At 72.1% G+C, this 13,477-nt stretch carries 14 protein-coding genes and 1 tRNA gene; 3 read left to right on the plus strand and 12 right to left on the minus strand.

Annotated features, from left to right (window positions below; all coding sequences use genetic code 11):
• Window positions 1-9: 9 nt before the first annotated feature.
• From ACIPWA_RS14230 to ACIPWA_RS14280, 11 genes are all read right to left on the minus strand, one after another.
• On the minus strand, window positions 10-1,035 hold the full coding sequence (locus ACIPWA_RS14230; protein WP_400291130.1) for a cation diffusion facilitator family transporter: 1,026 nt from the start codon (window positions 1,033-1,035) through the stop codon (window positions 10-12).
• Between the two features lie 44 nt (window positions 1,036-1,079).
• Window positions 1,080-1,529, minus strand: a complete 450-nt coding sequence (gene mnhG, locus ACIPWA_RS14235; RefSeq protein WP_082609019.1) for a monovalent cation/H(+) antiporter subunit G — start codon at window positions 1,527-1,529, stop codon at window positions 1,080-1,082.
• Entirely contained in the window at window positions 1,526-1,981 is a 456-nt protein-coding gene (locus tag ACIPWA_RS14240) for an MrpF/PhaF family protein (protein ID WP_082609020.1), read from the minus strand. Before ACIPWA_RS14240 ends, mnhG begins: the two co-directional genes overlap by 4 nt.
• Entirely contained in the window at window positions 1,978-2,670 is a 693-nt protein-coding gene (locus ACIPWA_RS14245) for a Na+/H+ antiporter subunit E (RefSeq protein ID WP_400291133.1), read from the minus strand. The genes ACIPWA_RS14240 and ACIPWA_RS14245 overlap by 4 nt, the downstream gene beginning before the upstream one ends.
• Window positions 2,667-4,241 (minus strand): Na+/H+ antiporter subunit D, encoded by a 1,575-nt coding sequence (locus tag ACIPWA_RS14250; protein ID WP_400291135.1) that lies wholly within the window; start codon window positions 4,239-4,241, stop codon window positions 2,667-2,669. The genes ACIPWA_RS14245 and ACIPWA_RS14250 overlap by 4 nt, the downstream gene beginning before the upstream one ends.
• On the minus strand, window positions 4,238-4,792 hold the full coding sequence (locus tag ACIPWA_RS14255; protein WP_056653481.1) for a Na(+)/H(+) antiporter subunit C: 555 nt from the start codon (window positions 4,790-4,792) through the stop codon (window positions 4,238-4,240). The genes ACIPWA_RS14250 and ACIPWA_RS14255 overlap by 4 nt, the downstream gene beginning before the upstream one ends.
• Before the next feature lie 89 nt (window positions 4,793-4,881).
• Window positions 4,882-7,950 carry a Na+/H+ antiporter subunit A gene (locus ACIPWA_RS14260; RefSeq protein WP_056764571.1) on the minus strand — a complete coding sequence of 1,023 codons (3,069 nt, stop codon included), beginning with the start codon at window positions 7,948-7,950 and terminating at the stop codon, window positions 4,882-4,884.
• A gap of 255 nt (window positions 7,951-8,205) precedes the next feature.
• Window positions 8,206-8,841 carry a PadR family transcriptional regulator gene (locus ACIPWA_RS14265; RefSeq protein ID WP_400291137.1) on the minus strand — a complete coding sequence of 212 codons (636 nt, stop codon included), beginning with the start codon at window positions 8,839-8,841 and terminating at the stop codon, window positions 8,206-8,208.
• A gap of 136 nt (window positions 8,842-8,977) precedes the next feature.
• Window positions 8,978-10,069: a hypothetical protein gene (locus ACIPWA_RS14270; RefSeq protein WP_400291139.1), complete on the minus strand. Its 1,092-nt coding sequence runs from the start codon at window positions 10,067-10,069 to the stop codon at window positions 8,978-8,980.
• Window positions 10,070-10,134: 65 nt separating this feature from the next.
• Window positions 10,135-10,710: a dCTP deaminase gene (gene dcd, locus ACIPWA_RS14275; protein ID WP_056652708.1), complete on the minus strand. Its 576-nt coding sequence runs from the start codon at window positions 10,708-10,710 to the stop codon at window positions 10,135-10,137.
• Between the two features lie 197 nt (window positions 10,711-10,907).
• Window positions 10,908-11,549 carry a TM2 domain-containing protein gene (locus ACIPWA_RS14280; RefSeq protein WP_400291142.1) on the minus strand — a complete coding sequence of 214 codons (642 nt, stop codon included), beginning with the start codon at window positions 11,547-11,549 and terminating at the stop codon, window positions 10,908-10,910.
• A 136-nt stretch (window positions 11,550-11,685) separates the two neighbouring features.
• Here ACIPWA_RS14280 and ACIPWA_RS14285 point away from each other — a divergent pair.
• A tRNA-Gly gene (locus ACIPWA_RS14285) sits at window positions 11,686-11,756 on the plus strand.
• Between the two features lie 65 nt (window positions 11,757-11,821).
• On the opposite strand, the gene ACIPWA_RS14290 is transcribed toward ACIPWA_RS14285, so the two are convergent.
• Window positions 11,822-12,007: a hypothetical protein gene (locus tag ACIPWA_RS14290; protein WP_056764564.1), complete on the minus strand. Its 186-nt coding sequence runs from the start codon at window positions 12,005-12,007 to the stop codon at window positions 11,822-11,824.
• A gap of 155 nt (window positions 12,008-12,162) precedes the next feature.
• Between ACIPWA_RS14290 and ACIPWA_RS14295 the strand changes: the two genes are divergently transcribed.
• Together ACIPWA_RS14295 and modA are read left to right on the plus strand one after the other, a co-directional pair.
• Window positions 12,163-12,570, plus strand: a complete 408-nt coding sequence (locus tag ACIPWA_RS14295) for a TOBE domain-containing protein (RefSeq protein WP_056653484.1) — start codon at window positions 12,163-12,165, stop codon at window positions 12,568-12,570.
• Window positions 12,567-13,427 (plus strand): molybdate ABC transporter substrate-binding protein, encoded by an 861-nt coding sequence (gene modA / locus ACIPWA_RS14300; RefSeq protein ID WP_400291145.1) that lies wholly within the window; start codon window positions 12,567-12,569, stop codon window positions 13,425-13,427. Before ACIPWA_RS14295 ends, modA begins: the two co-directional genes overlap by 4 nt.
• The last annotated feature ends 50 nt before the right edge of the window (window positions 13,428-13,477 follow it).

The raw sequence follows: 13,477 nt of genomic DNA on the forward strand, positions 1-13,477 counted from the left end.
AGCCGAGGTTCACGCGAGGTCGCGCCGGCCCGGCTCGTCCGACGGCACGAGCGAACGCTCGCTCGCCGGGGACACCGAGATCACGGCCCCCGCGATCACGGGCGCAGCGGTCGCCCGACGCTCGAGCGCGTCGATGCGCTCGGCGACCACGTGCTCGTCGTCGTCCCCCACGAGGTCGACGCTCGCGACCAGGTAGAGCGAGCGCGGACCCACGTACTCGAGACGCAGGTACGTCACCCGGTCGACCTCGGGGTCGGCCAGCAGCTCGCGCAGCGCGGCGTCGCGCGTCGCGGCCCCCGCAGGCTCGCCCACGAGGAAGCGCCGGTTGCGGTCGATGAGGATCCACGAGATGACCCCGAGGATCAGGCCGACGACGATCGAGCCGATCGCGTCCGGGACGGGCGACCCCGTGACCTGGTGGAGGAAGATGCCCACGAACGCGACCACGAGCCCCATGAGCGCCGCGGCGTCCTCCGCGAACACGGCCCGCAGCGTCGGGTCGGACGTGACCAGGACGTGCTGGAGCAGGTCTCGCTCGGCCGCCTTCGCCTCCTTGCGCGCCTGCCGGTTCGCCTGCAGGAACGAGACCCCCTCGAGCACGAACGCGACGCCGAGCACCGCGTACGCGATCCCGAAGTCGTCGGCCGGCTCAGGGTGCACGAGCTCCTGGATGCCGTGCGTGATCGAGACCCCCGCGCCCACGGCGAACAGCCCGAGCGCCGCGAACATGGACCACACGTACGCCTCGCGCCCGAACCCCAGCGGGTGGTCGTGGTCCGCGGGCTTGCGCGACCGCTTGTTCGCGAGCAGGAGGAACACCTCGTTGCCCGTGTCGGCCCAGGAGTGCACGGCCTCCGCGACCATCGAGGCCGAGCCCGTGATCACCGCGGCGCCCGACTTGGCGACCGCGATGAGCAGGTTCGCGCCGAACGCGACGATCACCGTGAGCGCGCTCTCGGCGTGCTCCTCGGTCTTGACGACCCGGGGGCTGTCGGCGACGGGGGTGGTCGAGGGCGGCTGGGACGACGAGGTCATGTAGCGGGTCTATCACCGGACCCGGCGGGGCGCGCGGGGACAGGTCACCCTCGGCGGGTGTCCCCGTCCCCCTCGACGGGCCGGCCGTCACCCTCGGCATCGGTCGCAGCCTGCGCCGCGTCGCGGTCGGCCTCGACCTTCTCCCGGTCGGCGGCCTCCTGGTCGGCCGTGAGGTCGTCGAGCACCAGCAGGTCCGGACGCACCTTCCCGGTCCGGTAGCCCGCGCGCCCGACCATGTGCGCCGCGACGGGCGACGTCATGAGCTGGAAGATCACGACGAGCACGAGCATGCCCACGGCGGACCAGCTGCGGATCCGCAGCGCGAGCGCGATGAGCACGAGGATCAGGCCCAGCACCTGCGGCTTGGTCGCGGCGTGCATGCGCGCGAGCAGGTCCGGGAACCGCACGACGCCCACGCCCGCGGCGAACGCGAGGAACGCCCCGCACAGCAGGAAGATCGCGGCCAGGACGTCGGCCACCACGGTCCAGCTCATGAGCGTGCCTCCTCGGGTCCGGTCGTGCCGTCGACCTCGGGGGCGGCGGCGGGCTCTGCCTCCGCGAGATCGTCGGGCTCGTGCTCCGCGCCGTGCTCGGGGTCGGCAGCCATGTCGCGTTCGTCGTCCTCGGCCGCGAGCCGCTCGGCCTCCTCGGCCGCGATCTCCTCGCGGGTCTTGATGCGCCGCTCGCCCTCGGGCTCGACCGACGCGAAGCGCGCGATGGTCACGGACCCGACGAAGCCCACGAGCGAGAGCACGACGAGGATCGGGATGGTCTCGGTGCGCCGCGACCAGGCGGCCTCGAGCGCGATGGTGCCGACGAGCGTGGTCGTGAAGACGTCGAGCGCGATGGTGCGGTCGAGCATCGACGGCCCCTTCTCGGCACGCACGACGGCGAGCGTCGCGGCCGAGGCGAGGAGCACGGCGCAGATCAGGACGACGACGATCATCGCTTCCCCTCCCGTCGGTCGGTACGTCGATCGGTCCGGCGTGCAGCGTCGTCGGCGGCGGCGCCCGCCCCGCGCGTGCCCGACGGCGCCGCTCCCGCGGGCACGGACGGCTCACCCGGGTGGTGGTACAGCCCGGCGGCCTTGAGCTCCTCGTTGGACGCGAACGCGCGGAGCACCCGCGCCTCGAGGTCGAGCGTGTCCTGACGGACCTTGTCGGCGCCGCCCGCGGCGTCGAGGTCGAGCACGTGCAGGTAGAGCATGCCCGTGAGCCGGTGCGCCTCGATGACGAGCGATCCGGGCACGAGCGAGCTGAGCTCGGCCGTGATGGTCATGTAGATGTCCGAGGGGTTGCGGAGCCTGACACCGACCACGGCCCCGTGCGGGGTGTGGTGGAAGCGGAAGGCCTGCATGCTCACCTGGAACGAGGCGACCACGAGGTCGGCGACGAACCGGGAGACCAGCACGAGCAGGGGCCAAGGACGGACCGTCCCGCTCGTCGCGATCGACGGCAGCGGCATGAAGGTGATGAGCAGGCTCGCGATGATCACGCCCGCGATGAGGTTGCCCCACGAGAGGTCGCCCCAGAGCATGACCCACACGACCGTCAGCCAGGCAACGGTCCGCCACTGCGCGGTGAGCCGGCCGAACCAGCCGCCCGCGAGCGGACCTCTCCGACGGTGCAGGCTCATGAGTCCTCACCTCCCTGCTGCTCTTCCTCGACGAGGTCGCTCGACACTCCCTGCCCACGCCCCGAGTCGTCGGGGAACACCGCGTCGACGTACGTCGTGGGCTGCATGAGATTCCCTGCGGCGCGCTCGGCGTACGAGTAGAGGGGGCCCGCGGCGAACGTGAGCGCCAGACCGAACGCGACGAGCGCCGTCGTGGGCCCGACCATGCCGCGCGGGGTGCCCGTCGACGGAAGCTCGACCGGTGCCGTCTGCCAGAACGCCTTGTTCCATGCCTTGACGATCGCGTAGAGCGTCAGGAGCGAGGTCACGACGCTGCCCACGACGAGCGCCCACGTGAGCGGCGTGCCCTGGGCGACGCCCTCCTGGAGGAGGCCGACCTTGCCGAGGAAGCCGGACAGCGGCGGGATGCCCGCGAGGTTCATCGCGGGGACGAAGAACAGGATCGCGAGCCCCGGCGCGATCTTCGCGAGGCCGCCCAGCTTGTCGAGCGACGTGGATCCGCCCCGCCGCTCGATGAGCCCGACGACGAGGAACAGCGTCGTCTGGACGGTGATGTGGTGCACGACGTAGAAGATCGACGCCGCCATCCCGGCCTCGGACGCCATCGCGATGCCGAAGATCATGTAGCCGATGTGGCTGACCAGGGTGAACGACAGCAGACGTTTGATGTCGTTCTGCGCCACGGCGCCCAGGATCCCGATCACCATCGTCAGCAGCGCGAGCCACATGAGCACGGTGTCGAGGCGGTTGTCGGGGAACAGGAGCGTCTGGGTGCGGATGATCGCGTAGACGCCGACCTTGGTGAGCAGCCCCGCGAACACCGCCGTGACCGGGGCGGGCGCCGTCGGGTACGAGTCGGGGAGCCAGGCCGAGAGCGGGAAGATCGCCGCCTTGATCCCGAACGCGAGCAGCAGCAGGAGCTGCAGCGTCATGCGGACCCCGGGGTCCACGTCCGGGAGCCTCTCGGCGAGCTGGGCCAGGTTGACCGTGCCCGTCGCGGCATAGGTCAGCGCGATCGCGACGAGGAAGATGACCGACGAGAGGAGCGCGACGACCACGTAGATGGACCCGGCGCGGATGCGCTCCCCCGTCCCGCCGAGCGTCAGCAGGACGTACGACGCGGCGAGCAGGATCTCGAAGCCCACGTACAGGTTGAACAGGTCGCCCGAGAGGAACGCGTTGGCGACGCCCGCGGCCAGGACCAGGTAGGTCGGGTGGTAGATCGAGACGGGGGCCTTGTCGTGCCCGTCGGCCACGCCCTGCCCCAGCGAGTAGAGCAGGACGCACAGCAGCACGAAGCTCGAGACCGTGAGCATGAGCGCCGAGAGCCGGTCCGCGACCAGGTCGATGCCGACGGGCGCGGCCCACTCCCCGACGTCGACCACGATGGGGCCGCTGTCGGCGCCGATGAGCAGTCCGATCGACGCGGCCAGGACCAGCGTCAGCGCGGCGACCGAGATGATGTGCTGGGCGCGCGGGTGGCGCCACAGCGCGAGCGCGAGGCCCGCCGCGAAGAGCGGCAGGACGACGGGCAGCGGGACGAGGGTCGCGAAGCTGTAGGGGAAGGTCATCGGCCCTCACCTCCTCCGGTGCCCGGTCTGCCCTGTCTGCGTGCCGCCTTGTCCGGCCCAGGACGGTTCCCGTCGCGCGCGTCGGTCTCCCCGTCCCCGTCGCCGTCGGTCTCGTCGTAGACCTCGGCGGCCTCGTCGTCCAGGGTGGCTCCGCTCTCCTCGGTGTCGCTGTCCTCGAACGCCGGGGCGTTGCGCGCGGCGTGGCGCGCGACGCGGCGGTCCTCGAGGTCGTCCTGCACCTCGTCGTGGCCGTGCAGCTGCCACGACCGGTAGGCCATGGCGAGCACGAAGGCCGTGAGGCCCAGGGTGATGACGATCGCGGTCAGGACCATGGCCTGGACGAGCGGGTCGCTCATCTGGGCCGGCTCGGTCTTCCCGATGATCGGTGCGCCCCCGGCCCGCCCTCCGGCGACGAGGAACATGAGGTTCGCGCCGTTGCCGATGAGGATGAAGCCGATGAGCACGCGCGTCAGGCTGCGCTCGAGGAGCAGGTAGACACCCGTGGCGAACAGGACGCCGATCGCCAGGACCAGGACGAGGCTCGGGGTCATGTCGATGCTGTCGGTGGTCCGCGCGACCTCTGCGGGGTCGATGTCGGCTGCCGGCAGCAGGAGCGGCGCGAGCAGGTGGTTCGTCGGGTTCATCGTCGCCCCCCTCCGATCTGGTCCGGTTCCATCGCTTCCATGGGGCCCGCGTCCTCCCGGGCCGCGGCCTCGCCGTGGCGGTCGATCTCGGCACCGAGCGTGCGCAGGATGTCGAGGACCAGGCCGACGACCACGAGGAACACCCCGATGTCGAAGAACAGCGACGTGACCAGGTGGATCGTCCCGACGAGCGGGAGGGTCAGGTCGATCGCGACGCTCTGCAGCACGCTCCCGCCCATGATCAGGCCGATCAACCCGACCCCGACGGACAGGAACAGCCCCGTGCCCAGCAGCAGACCGGGGTGGACCGGAGCGGCCTCGCCGAGCTCGTAGCGTCCGCCCGCGAGGTAGCGGACGATCAGCGCGATCCCGACCACGAGCCCGGCCGCGAAGCCGCCACCGGGGGCGTTGTGCCCCGAGAAGAGCAGGAAGATCGCGAACACGATCATCGAGTGGAAGAGCACGCGCGTGACGACCTCGAAGATGACCGAGCGTCGCTGCGGGGCGAGCGTGCGTCCCGCGCTCAGCCACACGAGCATGCGAGGCTGCTTGCCCTCCGCGGTCGCCTCGTCGACGCCTCGGCGGCGCAGCGCGGCGCCCGGGTCCTCCTCGTTGGCCCAGATCCCGGGGGTCGCGGCGCCCGACGACGTCGCGTTGCGTTCGCGCAGGATCTCGCCGCTGCGGGTCCGCAGGAAGACCAGGGACGCGACACCGGTCGCCGCGACGAGCAGCACCGAGATCTCGCCCATGGTGTCCCAGGCGCGGATGTCCACGAGGGTCACGTTGACGATGTTCTTGCCGTACCCGTGGATGAACGCCTCGGCCGGGAAGTCGAGCGAGATGGGGCTCGCCACGCGGGCGAGCGGGACCGTGAGGGCGAAGCCCATCATGACCACGCCCACCGCGACGCCCAGGACGAGCCGCACCCAGCGCGACGTCGCGAGCGGCCGGTTGGAGAAGTACGGAGGGAGCCTGCGGAGCACCAGGACCATGACCACGAGGGTGATGGTCTCGACGAGGACCTGCGTGAGCGCGAGGTCCGGGGCGCCGTGCAGCAGGAACAGCATGGCGTTGCCGTAGCCCGCGATGCCCACGAGGATCACGGCCTTGAGGCGACGGCGCGAGCGGGCCGCGAGGACGGACGCGACGCAGATGGCCGCGACCGCGGCGATCTGCGCCGGGCGGTCCCATGCCTTGACCTGCTCGGGCCACTGCCCGCCGATGAACATCAGGAGGCCGGGCCCGACGACGAGCACGACGAGGATCGCGCCGAGGTAGAACGGCAGCGAACCACGCTGCGTGACCGCGGTGACGTCGGCAGCGACGTCGTCGAGGCGGCGCATGATCCGGCGGTAGGTGCGGTCGGCCTCCGGGCCGGTCCAGAGCGAGGCCTGGAACCGCTCGACGGCCTTGCGCTGCCAGAACAGCAGCGCGCCGACGGCGAGGATCAGGACCGTGAGCCCCAGGGCCGGCGTGAACCCGGCCCAGAGCGTCAGGTGCCCGGGCTCGCCGGTCGGGTAGGTGTCGGCGTAGGGCGCGAGCAGGTTCTCGCCGAAGTGCGGGACGAGCGCGGCCGCGAGGCCGAGCAGCGCCAGGACGAGCGCAGGCCACACGAGGAGGACGGGCTGGCGGTGGATGCGGGCCGGGTCGATCGGGGCCTCGTCGGGCAGCGGGAGCCCCGCGCCGCGCTGGGCGACGAGCTGCTTGCCGGTCGCGTTGAGGCGGACGTGCTCGTTGGCCCGGGCCACGGCCGCGGCGACGTGCTTCTTGGTCGCGAACGCGCCCCAGAAGAAGCGGGCGCCGTAGGCGACCGTGAACATCGAGCCCACGACGACGCCGATCAGCACCACGGCGTCGACCCAGGTCGGTCCTTCGCCGTGCAGGAGCGCCTCGAGCGCGGCCTCCTTGGCGACGTATCCCGCGAGCGGGGGCAGGCCGATCATGGACGCGGTCGCGAGGCCGCCCGCGAGCGCGGTCAGCGGCAGCGCGCGCCCGACGCCCGTCAGCCGGCGCAGGTCACGGGTGCCCGTCGCGGCGTCGACCACGCCGACCACGAGGAAGAGCGAGGCCTTGAACATGGCGTGCGCGCCGATCATCGCCAGGCCCGCGAGGGCGGCGGACCGCGTCCCGAGCCCGACGAGCAGGACGATCAGGCCGAGCTGGCTCACGGTGCCGAACGCCAGGACGAGCTTGAGGTCGTGCTGGCGCAGCGCGCGGTAGCCGCCCACGAGCAGCGTGCCCACACCCAGGACGATGACGATCGTGCGCCAGACCGTGGTGTCGGAGTAGGCGGGGGCGAACCGCGCCACGAGGTAGACGCCGGCCTTGACCATGGCCGCGGCGTGCAGGTAGGCGCTGACCGGGGTGGGCGCGGCCATGGCTGCGGGGAGCCAGAAGTGCAGCGGGATGAGGGCGGCCTTGCTCGCCGCCCCGGCCAGCAGGCACACGGTCGCGGCTGTCACGGCCCCGCCCGTCGGAGGGTCCGCGATGATCTCCGAGAGGCGGAAGGTGCCGCCCTGGACCCCCAGGATCACGACGCCCACGAGCATCGCCAGTCCGCCTGCGGTCGTGACGATGATGGCCTGCATCGCGGCTCGCCGGCTCGCCTTGCGGTCGGCGTAGTGGCCGATCAGCAGGTAGGAGAAGACGGTCGTGAGCTCCCAGAAGATGAACAGGAGCAGCATGTCGTCGGCCGTGACCAGGCCGACCATGGCCCCCGCGAACGCCGTGAGCACGGCGCCGAAGCGCCCGAGGCCGGACGCGGTGGGAGAGAAGTAGGCCGAGCAGTAGACGAGGACCAGGGCCCCCACGCCGCCGACGAGCAGCAGCATGAGCCAGGACAGGGTGTCCATGCGGAAGGCGAGCTCGAGCCCCAGCCCGGGCACCCACTGGGTGACCTCGGTGGGGTGCACGCCGTCCATGACGCGTGTGGTCCAGCTGAGGGCGTAGACAGCGGCGGAGGCGGGCGCGAGAGCCATCACCAAGAACGCCTTGCGGCCCAGCACCGACACGAGTGCGGGCGCGCCGAGTGCCATTGCCAGATGCGCAACGAGCAGATAGAGCACGTCCGCTCCGTCCTGGTCGGGGGCGGGTGGGCGAGAACGTGGACCAGGGGCTGCCGTCAGGACCGACCAGGACGACGCGACAGCGCGCATGCAGAGGACGGCCCGGAGACACACCGGGTCCGGTAAGTATTTTACCGTTCAACGAGGCCCTGGTGACCACTCGGCGCCCCGAGGATCGGTGGGTGATGTCACAGGTTCAGCGGGAACACACGAGCGGGCCACGACGCGGCGAGCCGCCGGTGCCCCCGGAGGGCGTCAGCGGACGGCCGACCGCCACGCCTCGATCCCCCCGAGGGTCCCGTCGGCGATGCGTCGTACCAGCACCTCGGTGTACGCGAGCTCGGCGCGCAGGATCGCCAGCTCGTAGCGCGAGTCCGCGACGGCGAGCTCGGACACCTCGGGCCGTGCCCCACCGGAGAGGTCGAGGTCCTCCAGGTCGTCCTCGAGCCTACGGATCTTGACCCGCAGCGCGACGAGACGGGCGCGCAGGAGGTCCGCGACGTCGTCGGGCGCCAGCAGCGGGAGGAAGCTGAGCGCCGCCATGAACTGCGGGTACTCCTTGACGGGCGCGCCCAGCAGGGCGCGCATCCAGTCGTCGACCTCGGTGCGCCCCGCCCCGGTCAACCGGTAGACGGTGCGCTGCGGGCGGTTCCCGTCCTGCTCGGTGCCCGCGGGCTCGATGAGCTCGTCGCGCACGAGCGCCGTGATGACCGAGTAGAGCGAGCCGTAGTTGAGCCGCACGGACTCGTCCTTGCGGCGGTCCTTGAGCGTGCGGGCGATCTCGTACGGGTGCATGGGCCGCTCCGCGAGCTGCGCGAGGACCGCGAGCGCCAGGGCGTTCGCGCGGCGCCGTACCGTGGCCGCGTCGCCGGACGCTGCGTCGTCAACCATGTCCGCCTCGCCCGTTCTCGCCCGTCTTCGACTACTCGGCACAGAGTATTCGCGGGCCCCTGGGAGCGCAACCACGCTCCGGCCTCCCGAGGCACCCTGGCTGGGTGCGGGCCGCCGGCCGGCCCGCACCCGTCGCTCAGATGTCCTGCGGGTCCACGAGGAAGTCGGCCTCGTCGGCGATCTCGCCACCGACCGCGGCGTAGAGCGCCCGCGTCACGGTCGCGATGAGCTCGGCCGCACGCTTGCGCGCGATCTTCAGCTCGAACGACGGCGACTCCATCTGTGCCTCGACCAGGTCGCGCGGCTCCCAGCGCAACCGGTAGGCGACAGCGCCCTGCGAGGCCCACGGGAGGTTGCGCAGCAGGAGCGGGAGCTGCTCCTCGCCGCCGATCTCCACGGCCACCAGGCCGTCGACCCCCATGTCGAGGATCAGGCCGTAGCCGTCGAGCACCTTGCCGCTCGTCAGTGCGGCGATGTCGATGTCGTCGGCCTGGGCGTGCAGCGCGCGCCGCAGCTCGGGGTCCATCTTCTCGCCGCGGTACAGCGGCAGCTCGCCGATGCCCTGGGGCGGGCCACCGTACGAGCGCCCCTCTGTCGCGAGCACCACGCGCGGGTGGACGGTCGAGACGACCGACAGCGCGGCCTCCGGGTCGAGCCACACGTCCGAGAACACCGACATGTCGACCGCGACGCCCGGGTCCGGGGTGAGCACGACCGCGGGCGCGGCCGGGTTGCCCGCGTCCACCCGGATCGAGCCGCCCAGGCGGCGCGCGACCTCGACGAGCCACGCGATGACACGCTCCTCCTCGCGCGTGGGCAGGCCCGCGGGGAAAGCTCGCCCGACGCCGTCGCGGTCCCCACCACCGGGGAACGGGACGTCGCCGCGCTCGCGCGGGCACACGACGTCGTACACCTGCGCCGTGCCGGGCGGCAGGCCCGGGTTGGTGCCGTCCGCCGACCACGGCGAGTACGGTCCCGTGAGCGTCGAGTGGCGCGAGGTGCGCAGGACCCCGGGTTCGCCCGGCTTGGCCGTGCGGGGCGCCGGGGTCAGGGGATCCGTGCCCGACGGCGCCACGTCCCACCGCGCCCCGGCGAACCTGGACACGGCGAGGGTCTCGACCTCGTCGATCTCGACGTCCCCCGGCAGCGCGAGCAGGTGCCGCGCCTGGTGGCCCTGCGCCGACGACGCGGGGAACGGCTGGAGGGTCGAGCTGGGCGCCTGGGACACGGTGGTGTCAGCCTCTCTGCGGTGAGAACGTCCGATCTGGCGGGCTCGGGTGAGCCGGCTGGGGATCACACGTCGGTGCGGTGGAAGTTCTGCCAGGAGCGCGAGGCCGTCGGGCCCCGCTGACCCTGGTACCGAGAACCATAGATCGACGAGCCGTACGGGTGCTCCGACGCCGACGACAGCCGGAAGAAGCACAGCTGGCCGATCTTCATCCCGGGCCACAGCGTGATGGGGAGCGTCGCGACGTTGCTCAGCTCGAGCGTCACGTGGCCGCTGAACCCGGGGTCGATGAAGCCGGCGGTCGAGTGGGTGAGGAGCCCGAGGCGCCCCAGGGAGGACTTGCCCTCGAGGCGGGCCGCGACGTCGTCGGGCAGCGAGACCTGCTCGTAGGTAGCGCCCAGGACGAACTCGCCCGGGTGCAGGATGAACGGCTCGCCCGGCTCGACCTCGACGAGGCGCGTCAGGTCCGGCTGGTCCGTCGACGGGTCGATGAACGGGTACTTGTGGTTGTCGAACAACCGGAAGAACTTGTCCAGGCGCACGTCGATGCTCGACGGCTGGAGCATCGCGGGGTCGTAGGGGTCGAGGCGGACCCGCTGGGCGTCGATCTCGGCGGTGATGTCGCGGTCGGAGAGGAGCACGGGGCAACGGTACTCCGCGCCGGGTCGCCGCCGGGAGGCGGTCCGGGGCGGCCTGCGGGAGCACTGCCTCGGCGGCGGTGGGCCGCCGCGAGCCGGGCGCGAGCCAGTGTCCCGAGGCGCCGGTCCCGAGGCAGGTCAGGCAGGTGGGCTCGGACGCCTGACCGGCCTCGGGGCCGACTCTCGCGGAGCCGGTTGCGTCAGCTGCGCAGCGGGCGACCCGTCGAGTCGACCGCGTACTGCCCTGTCTTGGACGTCAGGTAGAGGATGCCCTCGACGAGCCCCCAGATCGCGACGGCCCAGCTGAGCATCCCCAGCGACAGCACCGAGATGAGCAGCATGGTCACGCCGATCCCGGTGTACCCCAGGTAGAACCGGTGGATCCCGAGGCTGCCCAGGAAGATGCCGAGCAGACCCGCCGCGAGCCGCGACTTGGCGTTCGGGTCCTCGTAGTAGCCGGTCTGCTGGGCACCGTACGCGCCGTAGGGCTGCTGGTAGCCCGGCTGGCCCTGCTGGCCGTACGGGTCTGCCGGAGCGGCGTAGCCGTAGCCGGGCTGCTGGCCGTACGGGTCCGCGGGGGCACCGTAGCCGGGCTGGGCCTGCTGGCCGTAGGGGTCCGCCGGGGCGGCGTACCCATAGCCGGTCTGCTCGCCGTAGCCGCCCTGCTGGCCCGCAGTCGGGTCGACGGGCGGGTAGCCCTGAACCCCCGGGGCCGCGGGCGAACCGGCGGGCGTGCCGTAGCCGGGCTGGGCCGGCTGGCCGTACGCGGGCTGCTGCGCCGCGTACGGGTCCGCTCCAGCCGCAGGATCAGTGGGCTGCTGCTGGTACGGGTTCTCGGACAAGGCGCCTCCTCAGGCGTAGTGCAGGCTCGGATGCTGGCATCATGGCCCGTGTTGGGTATGATCGTGGACGCACGCCGGTTCCTGACCGGTTCGCACCGGCCGGAGACGGCCTGCGAGCTGCAGGGTTCCACGTCATGCGGATGTAGTTCAATGGTAGAACTTCAGCTTCCCAAGCTGATAGCGCGGGTTCGATTCCCGTCATCCGCTCCGCTCGAGAGGCCCCGCACCGACACGGTGCGGGGCCTCTCGCGTCCCTGAGGCGTGAGGGATCGTCAGACGTCGCGCCGAGCACGCACCACGTAGCTCGCGACCCCGGCGACGACCGCGACCACGCCCAGCACGACCCAGAGCATCGGCGAGCCGGGTTCGTCACCTCCCGCGATCGCCGTGACGACTCCTCCGACGGCCCAGATCGCACCGATCACGACCAGGGCCAGCGAGCTCCAGTACCGACTCACGACAAGCACCCCTCCCCGTTCCCCGGCGCGCGCCCCGCACGCCTCTCGGAGCATGCCACGCACGACCCACAGAATCAGGCATATCGCCGCCAACCCGTTCGTATCGTGACATCGTGTCGCAATGTTTCCGCATCTGCGGCACTATGCTCGCTCTCATGCCGCACTATCGGATTCGCGAAGCTGCCGACCTGCTCGGTGTCAGCGACGACACCGTCCGCCGCTGGGTCGACGCCGGAGACCTCGACGTCACCCTCGACGACTCCGGGCGCAAGGTCGTCGACGGTGCGCAGCTCGCGCGCTTCGCGACCCGGAACGCCCAGTCCCCTACGAGCGACCCCTCGGGCGTGGCCCGCTCGGCCCGGAACCGGTTCGTCGGGATCGTGACCCACGTCGTGAGCGACACCGTCATGTCCCAGGTCGAGATGCTGTGCGGCGGGCAGCGCGTCGTGTCGCTCATGAGCACCGAGGCCGTGCGCGAGCTCGGGCTCGAGCCCGGCAGCCTCGCGGTCGCCGTCGTCAAGGCCACCACCGTGATCGTCGAGACGCCAGGAGGCATCGCGTGAACCGCACCACCCCCGCTCCCCGGACCGCACGGTCGTCCGCCGCACCCCGCCGGCGAGCCACGAGGCGTGCGCTCGCCGTGGCGACCACCGCCCTGCTGACGGCTGCCCTCGCAGCGTGCGGGACGTCGTCGGGCAGCGAGGCCCCCGCCGCCGGCGCCACCTCGTCACCCGACGCGGCCGTCGAGGAGCAGACCCTCACGGTGCTCGCCGCCGCGTCGCTGCGCGACGTGTTCGCCGAGCTCGCCGAGGGCTTCGAGACCGAGCACGACGGTGTGACCGTCGCCCTGTCGTTCGCCGGGTCGGCCGACCTCGCCGACCAGCTCCTCGCCGGCAGCCCCGGCGACGTGTTCGCGTCGGCCGACACCAAGAACATGGACCGCGTCGTCGAGGGCGGCGACGCGGCCGACCCCGTGGTGTTCGCGACCAACACGCTCACGGTCGTCGTCCCCGCCGGGAACCCCGGCGGCGTCACGTCGTTCGCCGACCTGTCGCGCGAGGACCTCAAGGTCGTCGTGTGCGCGGCCGAGGTGCCCTGCGGGTCCGCGACCGCCAAGGTTGAGGCCGCTGCCGGCACCGCCGTCCACCGCGTGAGCGAGGAGGCGAGCGTGACCGACGTCCTCGCCAAGGTCACCGCCGGGGAGGCCGACGCCGGGATCGTCTACGTGACCGACGCGACCCTCGCGGGCGACGACGTCGAGGTGATCGACGTGCCCGAGACCAGGACCGTCGTCAACACCTACCCGATCGCCATGACGTCGGGCGCCGCGGACGCCGCACTGGCACAGGAGTGGCTCGACCTCGTGACCGGCCCCGTCGGCCAGGCCGCGCTCGCGAAGGCGGGCTTCGGGGCACCGTGAGGCCAGGACGCGGGGAGGGGACCGGTCTCGGCTCGATCCCCGGCCGCGCC

It is taken from the genome of Oerskovia enterophila, from assembly GCF_044748475.1.
GTDB classification, from domain to species: Bacteria; Actinomycetota; Actinomycetes; order Actinomycetales; family Cellulomonadaceae; genus Oerskovia; species Oerskovia enterophila.